Annotated in this window: 24 protein-coding genes; 13 read left to right on the forward strand and 11 right to left on the reverse strand. The window is 65.3% G+C overall.

All coding sequences use genetic code 11. The features are described from left to right. The first annotated feature begins 211 nt into the window (after positions 1 to 211). The 5 genes from ACOJTD_RS13230 to ACOJTD_RS13250 are packed head-to-tail and all read left to right on the forward strand — an operon-like array spanning position 212 to position 4,157. Complete coding sequence (locus tag ACOJTD_RS13230; protein ID WP_420133367.1) at positions 212 to 1,078, forward strand: branched-chain amino acid ABC transporter permease; 867 nt, start codon at positions 212 to 214, stop codon at positions 1,076 to 1,078. Continuing rightward, positions 1,078 to 2,031 (forward strand): branched-chain amino acid ABC transporter permease, encoded by a 954-nt coding sequence (locus ACOJTD_RS13235; RefSeq protein ID WP_420133368.1) that lies wholly within the window; start codon positions 1,078 to 1,080, stop codon positions 2,029 to 2,031. Before ACOJTD_RS13230 ends, ACOJTD_RS13235 begins: the two co-directional genes overlap by 1 nt. After that, a complete protein-coding gene (locus ACOJTD_RS13240) occupies positions 2,028 to 2,780 on the forward strand; it encodes an ABC transporter ATP-binding protein (RefSeq protein ID WP_420133369.1) in 753 nt (250 codons plus the stop codon). The genes ACOJTD_RS13235 and ACOJTD_RS13240 overlap by 4 nt, the downstream gene beginning before the upstream one ends. Next, the gene (locus ACOJTD_RS13245) at positions 2,777 to 3,493 is read left to right on the forward strand and encodes an ABC transporter ATP-binding protein (RefSeq protein ID WP_420133370.1); all 717 of its coding nucleotides are present in this window, start codon (positions 2,777 to 2,779) and stop codon (positions 3,491 to 3,493) included. Before ACOJTD_RS13240 ends, ACOJTD_RS13245 begins: the two co-directional genes overlap by 4 nt. Before the next feature lie 25 nt (positions 3,494 to 3,518). Further along, on the forward strand, positions 3,519 to 4,157 hold the full coding sequence (locus ACOJTD_RS13250; RefSeq protein ID WP_420133371.1) for a 2-hydroxychromene-2-carboxylate isomerase: 639 nt from the start codon (positions 3,519 to 3,521) through the stop codon (positions 4,155 to 4,157). A gap of 40 nt (positions 4,158 to 4,197) precedes the next feature. Here the strand turns inward: ACOJTD_RS13250 and ACOJTD_RS13255 are convergent, their stop codons facing one another. Both ACOJTD_RS13255 and ACOJTD_RS13260 read right to left on the reverse strand, forming a co-directional pair. Further along, a complete protein-coding gene (locus ACOJTD_RS13255; protein WP_420133372.1) occupies positions 4,198 to 4,542 on the reverse strand; it encodes a hypothetical protein in 345 nt (114 codons plus the stop codon). Positions 4,543 to 4,606: 64 nt separating this feature from the next. After that, positions 4,607 to 4,903 (reverse strand): SDR family oxidoreductase, encoded by a 297-nt coding sequence (locus ACOJTD_RS13260; protein WP_420133388.1) that lies wholly within the window; start codon positions 4,901 to 4,903, stop codon positions 4,607 to 4,609. Positions 4,904 to 5,001: 98 nt separating this feature from the next. Between ACOJTD_RS13260 and ACOJTD_RS13265 the strand changes: the two genes are divergently transcribed. The 6 genes from ACOJTD_RS13265 (at position 5,002) to ACOJTD_RS13290 (ending at position 9,966) form a co-directional block, all read left to right on the forward strand. Then, positions 5,002 to 5,142, forward strand: a complete 141-nt coding sequence (locus ACOJTD_RS13265) for a hypothetical protein (RefSeq protein WP_420133373.1) — start codon at positions 5,002 to 5,004, stop codon at positions 5,140 to 5,142. 332 nt (positions 5,143 to 5,474) lie between these two features. Continuing rightward, positions 5,475 to 6,044, forward strand: coding sequence for a carboxymuconolactone decarboxylase family protein (locus tag ACOJTD_RS13270; protein ID WP_420133374.1), 570 nt, complete (start codon positions 5,475 to 5,477; stop codon positions 6,042 to 6,044). A gap of 19 nt (positions 6,045 to 6,063) precedes the next feature. Continuing rightward, complete coding sequence (locus ACOJTD_RS13275; RefSeq protein ID WP_420133389.1) at positions 6,064 to 7,149, forward strand: acyl-CoA dehydrogenase; 1,086 nt, start codon at positions 6,064 to 6,066, stop codon at positions 7,147 to 7,149. Next, positions 7,146 to 7,916: an ABC transporter ATP-binding protein gene (locus ACOJTD_RS13280; RefSeq protein ID WP_420133375.1), complete on the forward strand. Its 771-nt coding sequence runs from the start codon at positions 7,146 to 7,148 to the stop codon at positions 7,914 to 7,916. Before ACOJTD_RS13275 ends, ACOJTD_RS13280 begins: the two co-directional genes overlap by 4 nt. A gap of 14 nt (positions 7,917 to 7,930) precedes the next feature. Next, positions 7,931 to 9,121, forward strand: coding sequence for an ABC transporter substrate-binding protein (locus ACOJTD_RS13285; RefSeq protein WP_420133376.1), 1,191 nt, complete (start codon positions 7,931 to 7,933; stop codon positions 9,119 to 9,121). A 62-nt stretch (positions 9,122 to 9,183) separates the two neighbouring features. After that, on the forward strand, positions 9,184 to 9,966 hold the full coding sequence (locus tag ACOJTD_RS13290; protein ID WP_420133377.1) for an ABC transporter permease: 783 nt from the start codon (positions 9,184 to 9,186) through the stop codon (positions 9,964 to 9,966). A gap of 355 nt (positions 9,967 to 10,321) precedes the next feature. Here ACOJTD_RS13290 and ACOJTD_RS13295 read toward each other — a convergent pair whose 3' ends face one another. The 8 genes from ACOJTD_RS13295 to ACOJTD_RS13330 form a co-directional block, all read right to left on the reverse strand. Next, complete coding sequence (locus ACOJTD_RS13295) at positions 10,322 to 10,858, reverse strand: hypothetical protein (protein ID WP_420133378.1); 537 nt, start codon at positions 10,856 to 10,858, stop codon at positions 10,322 to 10,324. Between the two features lie 72 nt (positions 10,859 to 10,930). Beyond that, positions 10,931 to 11,560: a helix-turn-helix domain-containing protein gene (locus tag ACOJTD_RS13300; RefSeq protein ID WP_420133379.1), complete on the reverse strand. Its 630-nt coding sequence runs from the start codon at positions 11,558 to 11,560 to the stop codon at positions 10,931 to 10,933. Beyond that, positions 11,557 to 11,763, reverse strand: a complete 207-nt coding sequence (locus tag ACOJTD_RS13305; protein ID WP_420133380.1) for a hypothetical protein — start codon at positions 11,761 to 11,763, stop codon at positions 11,557 to 11,559. Before ACOJTD_RS13305 ends, ACOJTD_RS13300 begins: the two co-directional genes overlap by 4 nt. Positions 11,764 to 11,945: 182 nt before the next feature. After that, positions 11,946 to 12,446 carry an Lrp/AsnC family transcriptional regulator gene (locus ACOJTD_RS13310; protein ID WP_420133390.1) on the reverse strand — a complete coding sequence of 167 codons (501 nt, stop codon included), beginning with the start codon at positions 12,444 to 12,446 and terminating at the stop codon, positions 11,946 to 11,948. A 237-nt stretch (positions 12,447 to 12,683) separates the two neighbouring features. Beyond that, positions 12,684 to 13,181, reverse strand: coding sequence for a cupin domain-containing protein (locus ACOJTD_RS13315; RefSeq protein WP_420133381.1), 498 nt, complete (start codon positions 13,179 to 13,181; stop codon positions 12,684 to 12,686). Between the two features lie 43 nt (positions 13,182 to 13,224). After that, entirely contained in the window at positions 13,225 to 14,094 is an 870-nt protein-coding gene (locus tag ACOJTD_RS13320) for an AAA family ATPase (protein WP_420133382.1), read from the reverse strand. Between the two features lie 36 nt (positions 14,095 to 14,130). Further along, positions 14,131 to 15,054, reverse strand: coding sequence for a radical SAM protein (locus ACOJTD_RS13325; RefSeq protein WP_420133383.1), 924 nt, complete (start codon positions 15,052 to 15,054; stop codon positions 14,131 to 14,133). Next, a complete protein-coding gene (locus ACOJTD_RS13330) occupies positions 15,051 to 15,431 on the reverse strand; it encodes a NifB/NifX family molybdenum-iron cluster-binding protein (protein WP_420133384.1) in 381 nt (126 codons plus the stop codon). The genes ACOJTD_RS13325 and ACOJTD_RS13330 overlap by 4 nt, the downstream gene beginning before the upstream one ends. Positions 15,432 to 15,884: 453 nt before the next feature. On the opposite strand from ACOJTD_RS13330, the gene ACOJTD_RS13335 reads away from it, so the two are divergent. Together ACOJTD_RS13335 and ACOJTD_RS13340 are read left to right on the forward strand one after the other, a co-directional pair. Further along, positions 15,885 to 17,282: a pyridoxal-phosphate dependent enzyme gene (locus tag ACOJTD_RS13335; RefSeq protein WP_420133385.1), complete on the forward strand. Its 1,398-nt coding sequence runs from the start codon at positions 15,885 to 15,887 to the stop codon at positions 17,280 to 17,282. Positions 17,283 to 17,296: 14 nt separating this feature from the next. Continuing rightward, positions 17,297 to 18,469, forward strand: a complete 1,173-nt coding sequence (locus ACOJTD_RS13340) for a trans-sulfuration enzyme family protein (protein WP_420133386.1) — start codon at positions 17,297 to 17,299, stop codon at positions 18,467 to 18,469. An 18-nt stretch (positions 18,470 to 18,487) separates the two neighbouring features. Here ACOJTD_RS13340 and ACOJTD_RS13345 read toward each other — a convergent pair. Continuing rightward, on the reverse strand, positions 18,488 to 19,502 hold a 1,015-nt coding region (locus ACOJTD_RS13345), incomplete at its 5' end, for an isopenicillin N synthase family dioxygenase (protein WP_420133387.1).

The raw sequence follows: 19,502 nt of genomic DNA on the forward strand, positions 1-19,502 counted from the left end.
CAACTTCAAGACGTTCTTCGCGCCGGTGTCGTTCGGCCCGACCGGGATCGCCAACTCCTACATCCCGCCGGTCTATCAAATCCAGCAGGGCAAGGTTCAGGTGGTGCTTCCTGCCGACCTGGCGACGGCTCCGTTCCGCGCGAACGTCGCTGACTGATCGGGCGATCCGACAGTCGTACGCCCGTGTCCGTCTGGTTGTGAAGGTCTAGCGATGCTTTGGATACAGGTGCTGGTCAACGGGCTCGCCCTCGGCGGCCTGTATGCCTGCATTGCGGCCGGTTTCTCCCTGGTCTGGGGGGTGCTCAACATCATCAATATTCTGCACGGGTCGTTGATTGTGCTCGGCGGTTATCTGGCGTTCTTCGCTCATCAACAGTTCGGTGTCAGCCCGTTCGTGCTGGCGCCCTTCGCGGGCGCGGCGACCTTCCTGCTCGGCTATGGCCTGCAGCGCTTCGTCGTGAACCCGGTGATGGGCAGGCCGGTGCTGATCACGCTGGTGCTGACCTTCGGCCTCAATCTGTTCCTCGACAACGCCATGCTGGCGGCGTTCAAGGCCGACTATCGCAAGATCAACCTGCAGCCACCGCTCGGCGTGGCTGAGATCGGCGACATCATCGTTCCGATGGACCGCCTCTACGCGACCGCCGAGGGGTTGGTGCTGGTCGGTGCGCTGTGGCTGCTGTTGCGTTCGACGCAACTCGGCCGCGCGATCGTCGCTGTCAGAATGGACCGCGATGCGGCGGCGCTGATGGGCATCAACGTGAAATGGACGTATGCAATTGCGTTCGGTCTGGGGACTTTCATGGCGGGCGCATCCGGTGCGCTGCTGGCCGGGATCTTCCCGATCTCGCCGGTGTCGTCGAGCGGCTATCTCGGCAAGGCCTTCGTGATCTGCGTGCTGGGCGGCCTCGGCAGCATTCCGGGCGTCGTGCTTGGCGGTTTCGTGCTCGGCATCATCGAGAGTTTTGGGGCGGTTGCGCTCGGGCCGGAGCATGCGTTGACGATCTCGTTCGTGCTGCTTCTGGTGCTGCTGGTGGTGAGGCCGACGGGGCTGCTCGGTCGAAAGGGATTCAGCTGATGCTCCAGCGAGTGTTCGCAGCCGGCATGACCCTGCTCGCCCTCGCGGCTTTGCTGGCGATCGGCGACAACTACGTGCTGCGATTGGCATCGACGGCGGCGATGTATGCGACGCTGGCGATCGCGTGGAATATCGTCGGCGGTTTTTCCGGCTATCCCTCATTCGCCACCGCGGCGTTCTTCGGCCTGGGCGCCTATGTCGGCGGCGTGTCGTTGTCGCATGGCGTGCCGCTCTACGTCGCCTGGGTCGGCGCCGGTCTGGCGACGGCGGCGTTCGCCTCGGCGTTGGGGCTGGAGATCCTGCATCTGCGGGGACACTACTTCGCGATCGGCAGTCTGGTGATCGCCGACGTGCTGCGCGAGGTCACCACCACGTGGACGTCGCTGACCGGCGGTGGCATGGGGCTGAACGTGCCGCTGCTGATGGGCAGTCCGGCAACGCAAGCGCGGGTGGTGTGGCTGGCCATGGTGGTGGTCGCGGTGGCCGCCTGGCTGACGTCGTGGTGGATCTGGCGCGCGCGGCTCGGCGTCGCGCTGCGCTGCATCGAGCAGAACGAGGACGCGGCGCAAGTGATCGGCATCGATACGCGCACCGCGAAGGTCGCGGCGTTCTCGATCTCCAGCCTGTTCATCGGCACGGTCGGGGCGATCTACGCGTCCTGGGTCAACTACATCGATCCCACCGACGTCTACGACGTGTCGCTCTCGGTGAAGCCGATCATCATGGCGATGCTGGGCGGTGTCGGGACGCTTGGCGGTCCGGTGATCGGCGCGCTCGCGTTTCTCGGCCTGGAGGAACTGATCTGGCGCAACAGCCTGGAATTCCACGCCGGATTTCTTGGGCTTCTGGTGGTCGCGCTGGTGCTGTTCTTGCCCGGCGGATTGCGGGATCTGCAGGGCAGGGGGATCTGGACGTGGCTTACCTCGGCGCTTCTGCGGGGGCGGCTGCGATGACGGCGCTGCTCCGATTCTCGGCCGTATCGAAGAAGTTCGGCGGTCTGCTGGCGCTGGACGATGTCACGGTCACCCTGAAGGAAGGCGAGATCATCGGCCTGATCGGGCCGAACGGCGCCGGAAAGACGACCTTCGTCAACGTCGTCACCGGCGTGCTCGCGCCGTCGTCCGGCACCGTGCACTTCCGCGACAAGCGGATCGACGGGATACGGCCCGACCGAGTCGCACGGGCGGGCATCGCGCGCACCTTCCAGATCGTCCAGCCATTCCCGCGTTTGACCGCACGGGAGAACGTCGCGGCAGCGGCGCTGTTCGCCGGCGGAGCCGACACACCCGCCGAGGCGAGCCGCGTCGCCGATACGCATCTCGCCTTTTGCGGGCTGGCGCGCGAAGCCGACAAGCCGGCGGGCTCGTTGACACTGGCCGGACGCAAGCGGCTTGAACTCGCCAAGAGCCTCGCCGCCGGGCCGAAGCTGTTGCTGCTCGACGAGGTCAATGCCGGCTTGAATGCCGCGGAGATCGACGACGCATTGCGGCTAATTGCCGAGATCGCCGACCGTGGCATCACCGTGCTGCTGATCGAGCATCTGATGAAAGTGGTGTCGCGTTCGTGCCGCCGGCTTCTGGTGCTGCATCAAGGCCGGCTGATCGCCGACGGCCCGACGGCGGACGTGATGGCCGACGACGGCGTGATTGAGGCTTATCTCGGCAGGCGCTATGCCGAAGCCCAGCGCGGAGCCGGAATATGACGGCGCCGTTGTTGCAGGTGAACGACCTGGCGGTCGCCTATGGCGATGTGCAGGTGGTCTGGCAGGTCGATCTGACGGTCGAGCAGGGCAGCGTGGTCGCTCTGGTCGGCTCCAACGGCGCCGGCAAGACCACGCTGCTGCGTGCGATCTCCGGCCTGCTGCCGACGCGCGCCGGCAGCATCGCGGTTGCGGGCGAGCGTCTGGCGGCGGCGCGCCCAACCGACTTCGTCCGCCGTGGTGTGGTGCACGTTCCGGAAGGGCGGCGGCTCTTTCCCGGTCTGTCGGTGTTCGACAATCTGATGCTCGGGGCGTTTCTGCGCAGCGACAAGGCCGCCATCGCCGCCGACATCGAACGCGTGTTCTCGCTGTTTCCGCGATTGCGCGAGCGGCGCAGGCAGGACGCCACGACACTATCCGGCGGCGAGCAGCAGATGTGCGCGATCGGGCGCGGCCTGATGGCGGCGCCGAAGCTGCTGTTGATAGACGAATTGTCGTTGGGGCTGTCGCCCTTGGTGGTCGACGAACTGATCGCTGCGCTGCGGCGGGTCAACGCCGATGGCACCAGTCTTTTGGTCGTGGAGCAGGACGTGGCGACCGCGCTCGAATTTGCCGATCGCGCCTATGTCATCGACCAGGGCCGCACGATCGCCGCGGGCCCCGCCGCCGTTGTCGCCAAGGATCCTTCGATCCGCGCCGCCTATCTCGGACTGTAACGCCCATCAGCAAGGTTCAACTGCCATGACCGCTCAGCGCCCGCGGGTCGAGTACTTCTTCAGTTTCATTTCGCTGTGGTCGTATATCGGCAGCCTGGTGTTTCAAGACCTCGTCCGTCGCCACGACGTCGAGGTCGTCTACAAGCCGATTGATCTTCTCGCGGTGTTTGCCGCCGGCGGCGGCAAGCCGGTCCGACAGCGGCCGCCGCAGCGGCAGGCCTATCGGCTAGTGGAGATGGAGCGCTGGAAAGCGATCCGCGGCATTCCGCTGGTGACTTGGCCCAAGTTCTACCCGGCCGACCCATCGCTTGGACACCGCCTGATGCTCGCCGCGATCGCGGAGGGCGCCGACGTGTCGGCGTTCGTACATGCCGGGCTGAAAGCGGTGTGGGCGGATGAGCTGAACATCGAGGATCCCGACACGTTAGTCGCGCTCGCGGACCGCAGCGGCCTCGACGGTGGTCGCCTGCTCGAGCGCGCCGCCGATCCAGACCTGATCGCGTGCGAAGCCGGACTGACCGCGGAGGCGAACGACCGCCAGTTGTTTGGCGCACCGTTCTATTTCTTTCGGGGCGAGCCGTTCTGGGGGCAAGACCGGCTCGATCTGCTGGAGCAGGCGGTCGAGTCGGGGCGGCCGCCGATCCTGCCTCCTGCGGTGATCTGAGGCGAAGACGCCGAGCAGCCGCCGCCCGCCGCTGGCCGCGTCATTCGGCAGCGGACGCGGCGTCGGCCGGGGCGGCTTCGACGATGGTGACTGTTCCGGCCTCGTTGTCGGTCTTGGCGAACACGGTGAAGAACTCGATCTCCGGCGCCATCCCGTAGCGTTGAATGATGCCGTCCCACCACGGTCCCGAGTAGAACGCCTCCGCGTCCGCCTTGCTCCGCCATTGATACACCCCGCCGGCGACGCCGCGCTCGCTACAGATGAAGTGCTTGCTGAGCAGTCCCTTCACCTCAGAAAAGCCGGGAGCGATTGCTTCGAAATGAGCGCGGCACGCTGCCCGATCGATTTCGGCCGGCAGGCGATAGCGCACGATTGCAGTGATCATCGGCGTCCTCTTTAGACTGTTAGCCTAGCGAACGAGGTCTTTTTCGCAAGCGACGTGTCGTCTTTCACCCGCCTGCGGTCTTTCCGCCGTCGATCGGAATTACCGCGCCGGTCACGTAACCGGCGGCGGCGGACGACAGAAACAACGCCAGGCCTTTGATCTCGTCAGGTTGGGCGATGCGGCCGAGGGGAACGGTCGCCGCTTCGCGCGCCTCGTTGTCGCCGTTGAAGAAGCGCCCGTCATTGATGTTTGTTTTGAACGGTCCGGGTGCGACGCAGGCGGCCGTGAAAGAGGCGGAGTCTGCGCCTGTCTCGATCGCCGTGTAGTAGGTGCCGTGGTCGCGGAGATAGGGTGCGAGGATCTCCGTCCAATAGCCGCCACCCGGCTAGATCTCGATCACGCCTGCTGTGCGGCGTGAGCCCGAAGAAACGCAACTCCTCGTGGGGGGCGGCGGACGGCGTGGCGCTTGACGAAAAGCTCGCTGCGCTGCGGTCCGGCAATCGCCGCCTGCAACGCTTTATCCTCCTGCGTCGGCTCGGCGGCCGCGGCGGCGCCGACAACGAGCGTGCAGCACAACCGTCCGGTGACGATCCTGCGTAACAGTGAAGTGGCGTCATGACATGCTGCATCTGATCCGTCGGCATTGGTGTAGCACGCTCACGGCAAATACACTTGGCCCTCGCACTGCGGGTGCCGGGGCCCTCATCCGTGATGCTCCGGATTGCAGGATATTGGCGGGCCTGGAGACGAAGGACGTGCTGTAGCGCACGTCTCGGCCGGAATGTCCTGCCAAAATAACTTGGCTATTGCGAATGAGTTTCTTTCTTTCGAGGGGTGACTATGCACGGCCGCATCGGCATCGCACATAAGAGGGCGATGAGTAGGGATCATAGGGACGATCGCGGCGCGCATGCGTCGCATCGAGCAGGATCATGACGAGACTTCCGCTTCGAACGATTGAAGATGCGCCCGAAGACGCCAAGGCACGGCTGACGACAGCCGAGAACAACAACGGCTTTCTGCCCAACCTGGTCCGGTTACTCGCCAATGCGCCGGTGGCGCTGGAGGCATATCAGACGCTGGGGGCGATCAATGCGCGTGCGAGTCTGACGCTCGCCGAGCGCGAAGCGGTGCAGATCACGGCGGCCACCGTTCACGGCTGCGGCTTCTGCGTCGCCGGTCACACCGCGCTCGCCTACAAGCAGGCCGGCCTCGCGGAGAATGTCGTGACGCCGCTGCGCGAGGGCGTGCACGGCGCCGACGCGCGGCTCAACGCGGTCGCGGATTTCACGCGGGCCGTGATCCGGTCGCGCGGCGCGGTTCACGATGATGAGCTTGCCGCGTTCGTTGCGGCCGGTTTCAGCGAAGCCGCCGCGCTCGAAGTCGTGCTTGGTGTCAGCCTCGCAACACTGTGCAACTTCGCCAATAATCTCGGCCAGCCGGCGCTCAATCCGCAGCTCGAGCCGTTCGCCTGGCAGAACTCCGCCCAGGCGGCCGAATAGCATCGTGCCGATTGATCAGATGTCCGGCGTCACCACGCGATTGAAGGACTGGCTGACGTCCGAGGCCGGCGCGCTCGATAGCAGCGGCGCGCTGGCTGCGAAGGTGTTGCCGCGGTTGGGGGAATCCGGCCAGTTCCGGGTCGGCGTTGCGGTGCAAGTCGGCGGCGCCGGCGGTGATGTCACCGACGCAGTCGCGGCGATCGCCGCCGTGTCGGAATTGTCGCTCGCGGCCGGCTTCGTGTTCTGGGGGCAGCGCACCTTCATCGAGTATCTGCTGCAGAGTCCCAACACCGCGCTACGCGACAACAAGCTTTCCGATCTACTGGCCGGACGCCGGGCAGGGGCGACCGGGCTCTCCAATGCGATGAAATACCTGTCGGGGTTCGAGGCCCTGCAGATCAAGGCAAGCGACGACAACGGCGCGATCCGCCTGCACGGAAAGCTGCCCTGGGTCACCAATCTGCAGCCGTGTGGCTTCGACGTCGCCGCGGCGATCGAGGACGAACGCGGCACGGCCTTCGTCGCGAGCCTGTCGTCCGACGACGACGGGTTGCAGCGGTCGCCGGACCTCGATCTGATGGCGCTGCGCGGCACCAGTACGGCGGCGATCGCGCTCGATGGCGTGGCCATTGCTGCGGATCGCATCTTGCATCCGGACGCGCGGGCCTGGCTGCCGAAGGTGCGGCCGGCATTTCTCGGCCTGCAATGCGGCATGTCGATCGGGCTGGCGCGGCGCGCGATCGCCGAGGCTTCGCATAGCCTAGACGCCGGGCGCGACATCCTTGCGGAGCCACTCAAGCAACTGACGAAGGACTTGGCGCGCGCCCAGGCGCAGCTGTTCGAAGGGCTGCTCGACGGCCGTTTCGAAGCCCGGCCGGCGCCATTATTCCGGCTGCGCATCAGGCTTGCGGAGATCGCGCTGGAAGCGGTTCAGCTCGAGCTGTCGACCGCGGGCGGCAAAGCCTATCTGTCGCAGCCCGGCCGCGATTTCCAGCGGCGCTGGCGCGAGGCGGCCTTCATCCCGGTGATCACGCCGAGCTTGGTGCAACTCAAGACCGCGCTACGCGCGCACGAACAGCCCTCCGCGGTCGGCGAGCTCGCATGAGCGCATCACCGGTGCTCGAAGCCAGCGCCATCGCGCTCAACTACACCGGCCACGGCCCGGCCGTGCTGGAGGGATTCGACTTCGCGCTGCAGGCGGGCGAGGTGGTCAGCATCCTCGGTGCCAGCGGGGTCGGCAAATCCAGCCTGCTGCGGGTGATGGCCGGATTGCAGCGGCCGACCAACGGCGCCGTGCGGGTCCACGGCGTCGCGGTCGACGGCGCCCATCCGCGCGTCGCGATCGCGTTTCAGGATCCGAGCCTGCTGCCGTGGCTGACGCTGGAGCGCAACGTCGCGTTCGGGCTCGACTTCAAGCACCAGCCTAAATTGCCTGCGGCGGAGTCGCGACAGCGTGTCGACGACGCCATACACGAGGTGGGGCTGTCGCACGCGCGGCGCCACTATCCGGCGCAACTCTCCGGCGGCATGGCGCAGCGCACCGCGCTGGCGCGCTGCCTGGCCCGCCGGCCCGAGATCCTGCTGCTCGACGAGCCGTTCGGCGCGCTCGACGAAGTGACGCGCAGCGAGATGCAGCATCTGTTGCTGGCGGTGGTCCGCCTGCATCGCACCGCCGCCGTGCTGATCACCCACGACATCGACGAAGCGTTGCTGGTCTCCGATCGCGTGCTGCTGCTCGGCGGCGCGCCGGCCTGCGAGATCGGCGCCTGGACCATCGATCTGCCGAAGCCGCGCGAGGACTACGTCGCCGAACTCGGCCAGATCCGGATCGAGATCCTGCGCACGCTGCGCGACGCCGCAAAACGACATTAAGGGGGAAATCCACGATGGCATTCGAAGACCAGTTCTCGCGCCGCGACCTGATGAAGCTGTCGGCGCTGCTCACCGCGTCGGGTGCACTGCCGCTGCTCCGCAGCTTTGAGGCGCGCGCCCAGGAGGCCGACGCGCCGGTGCGGATCGGCTATCTGCCGATCACCGACGCCACCCCGCTGCTGGTGGCGCACGGCAAGGGATTCTTCGAAGCCGAAGGTCTCAAGGCCGAGAAGCCGGTGCTGCTGCGAAGCTGGGCGCAATTGCTAGAGGCATTCATCTCCGGTCAGGTCAACGTCGTGCACCTGCTGTCGCCGATCACCGTGTGGGCGCGGTTCGGCAGCAAGGCGCCCGCCAAGGTCGTGGCGTGGAACCACACCGGCGGTTCGGGGCTGACGGTGGCACCGCAGATCGGCAGCGTGAAGGATCTCGGCGGCAAGACGGTGGCGATTCCGTTCTGGTACTCGATCCACAACGTCGTGCTGCAGGCGCTGCTGCGCGAGAACGGCCTGACGCCGGTGACCAAGCGCTCCGGCGAGCCCGCCGCAAGTGAAGTCAATCTGGTGGTGATGGCGCCGTCCGACATGGTGCCGGCGCTGGCGTCCAATCAGATCGCCGGCTTCATCGTCGCCGAGCCGTTCAACGCCACCGCGGAGACGCTCGGCGTCGGCAAGATCCTGCGCTTCACCGGCGACGTCTGGAAAAATCACGCCTGCTGCGTGGTGTTCATGCACGAGCGCGATCTGCAGCAGCGCCCGGAGTGGACGCAAAAAGTCGTCAACGCCCAGGTCAAGGCGCAACTGTGGATCCGCGACCACCGGGCCGAGACGGCGGCGCTGCTGTCGAAGGAAGGCGCCAACAAGTACACGCCGCACGGCACCGCGGTGCTGGAGAAGGTGCTGGCCGCGCCGGACACGGACGTCGACGCCTACGTCAAGTCGGGTGCGATCCGCAACGCCGACTGGCGCGAGCGCCGCATCGATTTCCAGCCCTATCCGTTCCCGAGCTACACCGAGGAGCTGGTGCGCCGGCTGAAGGACACGCTGATCGAAGGAGACCGCAGCTTCCTTGCGGCGCTCGATCCGGCGCAGGCGGCGCAGGAGCTGGTCGATGATCGGTTCGTCAAAGCGGCTGTCACCGCGGCGGGTGGCCTCGCCGCGTTCGGGCTGCCGAATTCGTTTACGCGAACAGAAGTCGTGGTGGCGTGACGGCGAGTTGGACCAGCACCGAGGTCAGCGTCGCGCCGGGCGGTCGCGGGAGCACAGCCGGGGTGAAAGCCGCAGCGCGGCCGCGCTGGCGCGCGGCGGCGAGCAGCGGCCTGCTCGGTGCCGCCGGACTGATCGTGCTGATCATGCTGTGGTGGATCGGCACCGATCTGGTCGCGGCGCCCGGCAGCTTCCTGCGACATTTCTCGCCGACCAGCGCGTTCGCCAGTCTGGCGCAACTCGTCACGCAATCCGATCTGCCGGTGCATGTCCTGGTCAGCCTGCGCCGCATTCTGATCGGGCTCGGCTTTGCGCTGTTGATCGGCGTGCCGGTCGGGCTCGTGGTGGGGCGCTCGGGGGTGCTGAACGCGGCGACGTCGCCTGCCTTTCAGTTTCTGCGGATGATCTCGCCGCTGTCGTGGATGCCGATCGCCGTGATGGTGTTCGGCGTCGGCGATCGGCCGATCTATTTCCTGCTGACGTTCTCCGCGGTGTGGCCGATCCTGCTGTCGACCGCCGACGGCGTCCGGCGGCTGGAGCCGAGTTGGCTGCGGCTCGCCGCCAGCCTGTCGGCGACGCGGTGGGAGACGTTGCGGCACGTCATCATTCCCGGTGTGCTCGGCCATGTGCTGATCGGGCTGCGGCTCGCGATCGGCATCGTCTGGATCGTGCTGGTGCCGTGCGAAATGCTCGGCGTGTCGGCGGGGCTCGGTTACTTCATCCTGGATACGCGCGACCGGCTGGCTTATTCCGAGCTGATGGCGATGGTGCTGCTGATCGGGCTGCTCGGCTTCCTGCTTGATGCCGGCGCCCGCGCGCTGTATCGGCTGGCGGCGCGCAGCAGCTAAACAGCGGAGCAAGACCCACGTCCGCTTGTCGTCCGCTGAAGAGGGCGAACGTCGGCCGTGGTATTTCACTAAACCGGGGGCCATCTATCCCGGGCGTCAACACAGGAGACACCATGTCGCGCGTATCGCTCAAGACCAAGGCCGACCTGCCGGCTCCATTCGTCGCCCACATAGGTGCTAAGCCGCGGCAGCGGTCTCGATCGCCCGGCGCACCGCTGGCGAGGGGCCGAGCGGGTTTTCATTGAAGGCGAGCGAGATGATCGGAGTGGTGGCGTCCGCGCTCATGCCGACTCTCCTGGTGTCGTGACCACGTAGCTACGTGGAATTCGGTCTCGCCGGGCGCGTCACCCTCGGCCTACGCCAATATAGCAGACGAAAATCCACCATAGCGGACATCGTTGCCAATACCTTGGCGCTGCCGCCGACTTGTTGGAGGAAAGCGCAGGGAAGATCCTATTCGTGATTGAGTGATTAGCGTCGCAATCTTACTCTTCAGTCCAACAGACGAAGCAAATTCGTCCCAACCGATGGAGAGAACAATGAACACCGCGATGCAGATGATGCCCATGATGCCGATGCCCATGCCCATGCCGATGATGGGCGGGATGCCGGGTATGATGAATCCCATGATGATGAACCCGATGATAGCGGGCATGTCGATGATGGGCATGCCGGACATGGCGATGCCGGGAATGGCCATGCCAATGATGATGTGCAAAATGACCTGCACGATGTCGCCGGCCGGCATGATGACCTGCGAGATGGCGCCGATGGATCCGGCCATGAAAGACATGTTCATGCAGTGCTGCCAGACCATGATGACCATGATGAACAGCGGCATGCCGATGATGATGAACTGCGGCGGCACGATGATGATGGGGACGATGGCCAAGGCGTAATTCGCCGCATCGATCGCCAGAATGTCAGCAGAGCCGGATCTATGCCGGCCCTGTTTCTGTCGCCATCATCCAACCGCTTCGACGTAGGTCATCACAAGATAGAGCACGGCTTCGTCGACTCCGAGATTGCGATAGCTGTGCGGTACGTCCGCTTCGAATAGGATGGCATCGCCGGCGCTGAGCACTACGGGGCGCTCGCTTCCGGAGGAAATCTCGACGGCGCCCTTGGCCACCACCAGATTTTCGCGCGTGCCGGCGGCATGCGGCTCGGCGTCCTCGCGATGCAGCGGGGCCAGTCGCAGTTCGTAAAACTCCACCTGCCGTTCGCCGTCGAACGGAAACAGGGCGCGGGAGGTGAATTGTCTCTGGTTCGACGTCAGCAGCTTGGCCTCGGTGCGCCGTAGCACCTGCGCACGATGGCCGCCTTCAGTGGCAATCAGCCGCGCGAAGGGGACGCCCAGAGCGCTCGCGACTTTCCAGAGGGTGCCGATGGTCGGGACGCTCTTGCCGGTCTCGATCTGCCCGAGCATGGCGCGGCTAACGCCGGATTGCTTCGCCAGGCGCTCGAGCGAATGCCCTTGCCGCACCCGTAGCCGCCGCAGATTGTTTCCGACGATCGCGGCCAGATCGACCAAAACGTCCTTGGCATCGCCATCGCCTTCGCTCGACTCGAGCCGGAAGGTGGCGTCGCTCATTCCACCGCTCCGGGCGCGTAGCAGCCGATCATCGGAATCGGCGCTATCACCCAGGCTGGCCAGAAGCCGAAGAAGTAGGCTTGGCCGTGGAATGGAAACGGCTGATATTGATCCAGTGTCGGAAACGTGCCGACCGAGGCCGCCGCCTTGCGCTGCGCCCGATAGGTGGAGAGATCGATTACATTCGCCGATTGCGCCGACACGGAAGCCTCGTCTTCATTCATCGATGGGCAATGGTGATCCAGAAAGCACGCGCTGACAATCGCTGCGGCGAGAAAACAAAGCTATAGTCGCGTCGGTGCCGTCTTGCGGCAGGTCATTTCCGCGCGATAATCGGCGGCAGGAAGGATTTACTACTGACGTTCCGAAAGCGACTCGCGGTCGCTCAAATTCCGATCGTGGGTCCGTTGCGCTGCTCGGAGAGTTGCATCGGTAGCGCCGTGATGGACTTGATCTTCTCCATGGCGAAGCGCGAGGTGACGTTCCTGAGCGCCGCGGTTCCGATCAGTTTGCGGTAGAACTGATCATAGGCCTTCATGTCGGGAACAACCACGCGCAGCACGTAGTCGAAGTCGCCGGTGAGGCGATACATCTCGACGACTTCCGGCATCTGCTTCAGCGCGACCGCGAACGAGGTCTGCCATTCTGCGGAATGGTCACCGCTTTCGATGAATACGAAGACGGAAAGCCCGAGGCCCATCTTCACCTGATCGACGATCGCGACCCGTCCGGTGATGACGCCGTCCATCTGGAGACGCTGGATGCGCTTCCAGCATGGTGTCGACGACAGGTTTACGCTAGCAGCGACTTCCGCCACCGACAGTGTGGCATCTTCCTGCAACAAACGCAGGATCTTGAGATCGACGCTATCGAGAGGGCGGAACATTCGGCATTTGGCTGGCTCGGACAATTGCGTAGGCATACGAACGGCACCGCCGGTGCAGCCCGAACGGATGCCGTTGGCGCGATCTAACGATCGATCAGCCGCTGTGACAACGGACGCAACGCAACTTGAAAGGTGGTTCTGTGCGGTGGGTTCGCGCGAGAACGGTGAACTTCGCAAGCCTCTCTTGGCAGGGCGCACGTTCTCGCGTGCTGTGCGTGGCGAAGCCCAAACTTGCGCTCAGGCGGCTCGCCCGGTGAACTCGGCGACCCAACCGGATGCATCACTGAGGTAGCGCACCGCCTTGATGCGTCGTGTCGCGGTCAGGCGGAAGTTGTGTTCGAGGCCCGCCGGGACAACGATGAAGTCGCCCGGTTCGACGAAGAGATCGGCGCGGTGGCCGTCGACGATGACCCCGAACACGCCTTCGCCGTCCAGGATGTGACGAATCTCGTTGCCGGGATGTCGATGCCAATCCTCGAATTTGGTAGCGAGCTGCTCGTTGTCGCGGCGATCCGGATGCAGCATGATCAGATCGCGCGACGGGAATTCGGGGCGCGGCGGAAGCGCCGCGAGCACGTCCCGCGTCGCTTCGTCGTCGAGCAGCGGACGCGCGAGAAGTGGACCAAGTTTCGGAGTGATGGGATGGTGCTCGACAACGATGCCGTGCGCGCTCGCCAGCGCGCCGAGATCTGCGTCAGTTCCCTCGCGTCCGTCTTCGAAGATTAGTCTCGCCATCGCGTGTCGTGCTCCGTGGGTCGTTGGTATCTGCTGTAGTCAATCACGCCGGTTCGCGTTCGGCTTGGGCGCGTTCGGCGGCGACGAGGCGGTCGGCCCATCCGCTCGACCATTCACGGAGCTGATGCGGGTCGAGTGGCGTCGGCACCTTGGACTCGGTGTGGTCGGCAATGCGCCGTGCCAACTGGCGATAGACGTCAGCCTGCGCCGATTGCGGCGCCGCCTCGATGGTGGTGCGACCGCTCAGCTCCGCCTGGGTGACGGTCAGCGAGCGCGGCACGTATTGGACGATCGGAGTTGCGGTGCGGGCCGCAAAATCGTCGATAACGTCGCGCTGGAAGTCCGTGTTGATCGAATTAGCGATGATGCCGCCGAGCAAGGCGCCGCCGGAATTGGAGAAGCGCTCGATGCCCCGGAACAGGTTGTTGGCGGCGTAGATCGCCATGAAGTCGGACGACGACACCGTGAACACGTGCTCGGCGATGCCCTCGCGCACCGGCACGGCAAAGCCGCCGCACACGACGTCGCCGAGCACGTCGTAGATCACGAAGTCGAGGTCGAGTTCCTCGAACACGCGCTGCTGCTTGAGGAGTTCGACAGCGGTGATGATGCCGCGGCCGGCACAGCCGACGCCGGGTTGCGGGCCGCCGGCCTCGACGCAGTAAATGCCGCCGAATCCCTGGAAGATCGCCTCGTAAGCGTCGACGCGGCGTCGTTCGGCCAACAGATCGAGCACAGAGGGGATGTAGGCTCCGCCGCGCAGTGTGTTGGTCGAGTCCGCCTTCGGATCGGCGCCGAACTGCATCACCTTGTAGCCGGCTTCGACCAGCGCGGCGCTGATGTTGGACGTGGTGGTCGACTTGCCGATGCCGCCCTTTCCGTAGATTGCGATCTGTTTAAGCGTTCTGGCCATATCGGCGTCTCCTGATCAGACAAAATGCGACCGGCGTCAGCCGTGCGAGAATGTCGGCTCGGCGCTGAGGCCGTCGCCGTAGAGCTGGGCGGTGTAGTCGGAAACACCGGGGACGCCGCAGGCATCTGCACGGCATTGGTTGCAGTCGTGGAACACGCGCAAATGGCGCTCGGCCTCGGCCCGCGCGACATAGCGCTTCATCAGGCCGGGCGCCGGGAGGTGCGCGAAGCGGTGCTGCGGGATCAGCGGGATGATGTTGATCAGCCGGGCGCCGGCCGCCGCGACCTCTGCGGCGATATCACCGACATGATCCTCGTTGATGGTCGGGATCAGCACGGTATTGATCTTGATGGTGAGGCCGAGCGCCGCGGCGCGAGCGATGCCTTCCAGCTGATTGGCGATCAGCCGCTCGCCCGCCGCAATGTCGTCCAGCCGGTGGCGCTGCCAGGCGATCTTGGGAGTGATCTTGGCTTGAATCGCCGGGTCGACCGAGTTGACGGTGACGGTCAACGTCTCGACGCCGAGCTCGGCGATCTGGTCGACGCGCTCGGGCAGCATCAGTCCATTGGTGGAGAGACAAAGAGTCAGTTGCGGCCAGCGCCGACGCACCGCCAAGAACGTCTCCAGGGCATGATCGGTCGCCAGCGGATCGCCCGGGCCGGCGATGCCGACGACCGACAGGGGCGGGCAAAGCTGGAGCGCGCGTTCGACGATGTCGAGCGCTTGTTCGGTCGACAGCAGCCGCGTCGCAACGCCGGGCCGCTGGTCGCTGCGATTGAGGTCGCGTTTACAGAACGAGCAGTCGATGTTGCAGCCCGGGCTGACTGGCAAATGCAGCCGCGCGGCACGGGCGTGGCCTTCGGGCGTTGTGCTGAAACAGGGATGCCGGCCTTCGAGCGCCGGAAAGGCGGGCGTCGGCGCCGTCTGGTCGGGCGTGATCGTCTTGAGCTGGATCGTCATGCCGCGCGCCGTTTTCGCAGCAGATCGCTGGCTTTCAGTTCGCGGATGACCGTGTCCACCGCGTCGTCGGTCTCGAACGCCAGGATGCCGAGCGCGCTCAGGCGATTGACCCCGCACTCGCCGATCTGCGCCACCACCACGGCCGCGCAGTCGGCGACGAGATCGACCGAGACGTCGAGCGGGTCGCGGCGATTGTCGCTACGCGCCGCACCGCAGCCGGGAACGTTGCGCCTTGTCTCCAGTAATTGAGGCACGCAGCTGGCAATATCCCAGATCTGAAACTGCAACGCATAGCCGAAGTGCTCGGTGACGCCGACGCCGTTGCCTGTCGCGACTGCTATCTTGATCGACCCCGAGTCTGTCATGGGCGAAGTCATCCAAGGCGATATGGCGCCAACGCGAACGACCGCGAATTGCGGACATCTGATTAGCTAACTCATTCGCCAGAGGATTGGCTTTCGTTGTTGGCTTCAAGAAATGATGCGTGTTCTGCGTGAACGCGGCCGGCGTATAGTCCGATGCTACGTCCGATGGTGCGCGGTATGCCACTGCCGCTGCGACGCAGGTTCGCGAGCTGCGCTGTCACAGATTGCTCGCGCGCGAGTCAGGAACCGCCACCGGTGGTGTGATGTGAGACGGTGGCATTTCGGTTCAGTGAAGAACAACATCATCTTTCGGGAAGCGTGACGATACGAACGTCCTGCGAAATCGCCCGACAGGCTGCGTTATTTCCGAACTAAGCGAGCCTTATTGACGGCGTCATCCGGCAGGAATCACTTAGCGGATGAAACCAGCCGGAACGGCATCACGCGGAATTGTGGGACGCGATCGTGAGCCTTGCAGAACTCGCCAAATGGAAGACGGGCGCGCCCAAAGGCGTGCTCGACCTGATCGGCAACACGCCGCTGGTCGAGCTGACGCGGCTCGACACCGGGCGCTGCCGGCTATTCGCCAAGCTGGAAGGGCAGAATCCCGGCGGGTCGATCAAGGATCGTCCGGCGCTGGCGATGATCGAGGCATTCGAGCGCAGCGGAGAGCTGCGCCCCGGCGGCACGTTGGTCGAAGCGACGGCCGGCAACACCGGCCTTGGCCTCGCGTTGATCGCTGCGCTGAAGGGCTATCGCCTGGTGCTCGTCATTCCGGACAAGATGAGCCGGGAGAAGGTCCTGCACCTCAAGGCCTTGGGCGCAGAAGTGGTGATGACCCGCTCCGATGTCGGCAAGGGCCATCCGGCGTACTATCAGGATCTCGCCGCGAAGATCACGCGCCAGACGCCGGGCGCCGTGTTCGTCAATCAGTTCGCTAATCCGGCCAACCCGCTGGCGCACGAAGCCGGCACGGCGCCGGAGATCTGGGAGCAGATGGATCGCCGGGTCAATGCGGTGGTGTGTGGCATCGGATCGGGCGGCACGCTCACCGGCATCGGCCGGTTCTTCACGCGGGCCTCGCCGTCGACCGAGATGGTGCTGGCCGATCCGAAGGGGTCGGTCCTGGTCGATGTCGTCGAAGGGCGCCCGCCCGGCGCTGTCGGAAGCTGGCTGGTCGAAGGCATCGGCGAGGACTTCGTGCCCGACAATGCCGATCTGCAACTGATCGCCCGCGGCTATACGATCAGCGATGCGGAGTCGTTCCATGCGGCGCGCGATCTGCTCCGGCTCGAGGGCATCCTGGCCGGTTCGTCGTCGGGCACGCTGCTGGCCGCAGCGCTGCGCTATTGCCGCGAGCAGGATCGCCCCAAGCGGGTGGTGACGCTGCTGCCGGACGGCGGCAACAAATATCTGTCGAAGATGTTCAACGACACCTGGATGGCCGATCAGGGCTTCGCCCCGCGCCGCCACGATGGCGATCTGCGCGACCTGATCGTGCGCCGACACGACGAGGGTGCGTCGATTACGGTCGCGCCCGACGACACACTGAATTTCGCCTATTCGCGGATGAAGCTGTACGAGGTGTCGCAGCTACCGGTGCTCGAGGGCGACAGCGTGGTCGGCATCATCGACGAGTCCGACCTCTTGGTCGCGACGATCGGCGATCCGTCGAAATTCGCCGAGCCGGTCCATCTGGCAATGAGCAAACGCGTCGAAACCGTAGCGCCATCGGCTTCAGTCCAAAGCCTGATGCCGGTGTTCAACCGTGGCCATGTCGTGGTGGTAGTCGACGGCACGCGGTTCCTCGGGCTGATCACCAGGATCGATCTGATCAATCATCTACGTAGCAAGGTTCACTGACGAGGTTCGCCGACATGGATAAGCCGACCAATCTGCGCCCGCGCGGCGCCAACACGCGCGCGGTGCACGGCGGCCAGCACTACGACCCCGCCACCGGCGCGGTGACGACGCCGATCTATGCGACGTCGACCTTCGTGCAGTCGGCGCCGGGCGTACACAAGGGTTACGAATACGCGCGCTCGCAGAACCCGACGCGCGCCGCCTTCGAGGCGGCGATCGCCGATGCCGAGCGGGGCCATGCCGGCTTCGCCTTCGCGTCCGGGCTCGCCGCCGAGGCGGCGTTGCTGGAGATCGCCGGGCAGGGCAGCCACATCGTCGCGTCCGACGATCTCTATGGCGGCAGTTGGCGGCTGTTCCACCGCGTCCGCAGCCACTCAGCGGGACTCAGCATCGATCATGTCGACGCCGCGAATCTCGACGCGCTGCGCGCCGCGATCAAGCCGAACACCGCCTTCATCTGGATCGAGACGCCGAGCAATCCGACGCTCAAGCTCGCCGATCTCGAAGCCATCGCGGAGATCGGGCGCGAGCGCAAGGTGCTCACGGTGGTCGACAACACCTTTGCGTCGCCGGCGGTGCAGCGGCCGCTCGACCACGGCATCGACATCGTGGTGCACTCCGTGACGAAGTACATCGGCGGCCATTCCGACATCGTCGGCGGCGCCATCGTGGTGCGCGATCCGGCGCTGGCCGAGAAGCTAACGTTCCTGCAAAACGCCACCGGCGGCATCCTCGACCCGTTCTCGAGCTTTTTGGCGCTGCGCGGCATCAAGACGCTGCCGCTGCGCCTGCAGCGCCACAGCAGCAATGCGCTGGCGGTGGCGCGCTGGCTCGATGCGCATCCGAAAGTCGAACGCGTGATCTATCCCGGCCTCAACAGCCATCCGCAGCACGCGCTCGCGGTGCGGCAGATGCAGGGCGGCGGTGGCATGGTGGCGGCCTATCTGAAAGGTGACGATCAGCAGGTCACCGCGGTGCTGAGCCGGTTTCGGCTGTTCGCACTCGCCGAAAGCCTCGGCGCCGTGGAGAGCCTGGTCGGGCAACCCTGGAGCATGAGCCACGGCTCGCTTCCGGAAGCCGACCGCCTCGCGCGCGATATTCGGCCGAATTTGATCCGGCTGTCGATCGGCATCGAGGACGTCGAGGACCTGACCGACGATCTGGAGCAGGCGCTGGCGATCCTCTGAGCGCGGGCGGCCTTGCCGCTAATAAGCGGCGGCGAGGCTTGGCTTGATGGCGTATTCCTGCAGCAGATCGGCGTGGTGGCGCTGCGCCACGTCGGGATGCGAGCGCAGCCGGCCCTTGAGATAGTTGCGGCCGACGTCGCGAAACAACGGATTCTGCGGGTCCTGGGTGACGCCGCGCGCGTAAGCAGCCAAATCCTGCGGCAGCGTCAACACCGGTACAGTGGCGTCGAGACGGGCGCCGAGAAAAAACGCGACCGACAGCCGGTCGGTGTCCGCCGGTGGCGACAGCACGTGATGGACGTTGGCGCGTAGCGCGCCGTTTGAGGCGAGTTCAAGAAGCTCACCGATGTTCACGACGAACGAACCGGGCAGCGGCGGCGCCTCGATCCAGCCATCGTCGGTTTCGACCTGCAGGCCTGCGACCGTGTCCTGCAACAGGATGGTGAGAAAGCCGGAGTCCTTGTGGGCGCCGACGCCCTGGTCGCTTTCGCCCGAGGTGCGGCCCGGATAGCGGATCAGCTTGATGAGCTGGTTGGGCAAGGGCGCATAGACCGGTTCGAACACATCCTCCGGCTGGCCGAGCGCCGCCGCGAACACGCGGAGCACCCGAATGGCCAGATTGGTGACGTCCTGCTGATAGCGTAGAAGCAGCGGCTTGAGTTCGGGCAAAGCGTGCGGCCATTGGTTCGGTCCTTGCAGCCGCGTCCAAGCCGGCGCCGCGAGGCTAAACGGAAATGCCTCGCGCTCCGCCCCGACATCGAGCTGCTCGCGCCAGTCGGGCTGACCGCGGGTGAACTCCCGACCGGCCCGGGTATAGCCGCGGAAATGCGGCGAGTTGACCATCTCGATCGCCAGCTTGTCGGCCTCAGGCAGCGAAAAGAACTGGCGCGATGCCGCCAGCACAGCACGGATCAGGTCGTCGGCAATGCCGTGGCCGACCAGATAGAAGAAGCCAGGGCCGAAGGCGGCCGCTCTGATCTCGTTCAGTAGTGCGGTGCGTTGTACGGCGTCGCCGTCGAATCGGCTGAGATCG

Source organism: Rhodopseudomonas sp. (genome assembly GCF_048594845.1).
In the GTDB taxonomy this organism is placed as follows: domain Bacteria; phylum Pseudomonadota; class Alphaproteobacteria; order Rhizobiales; family Xanthobacteraceae; genus Rhodopseudomonas.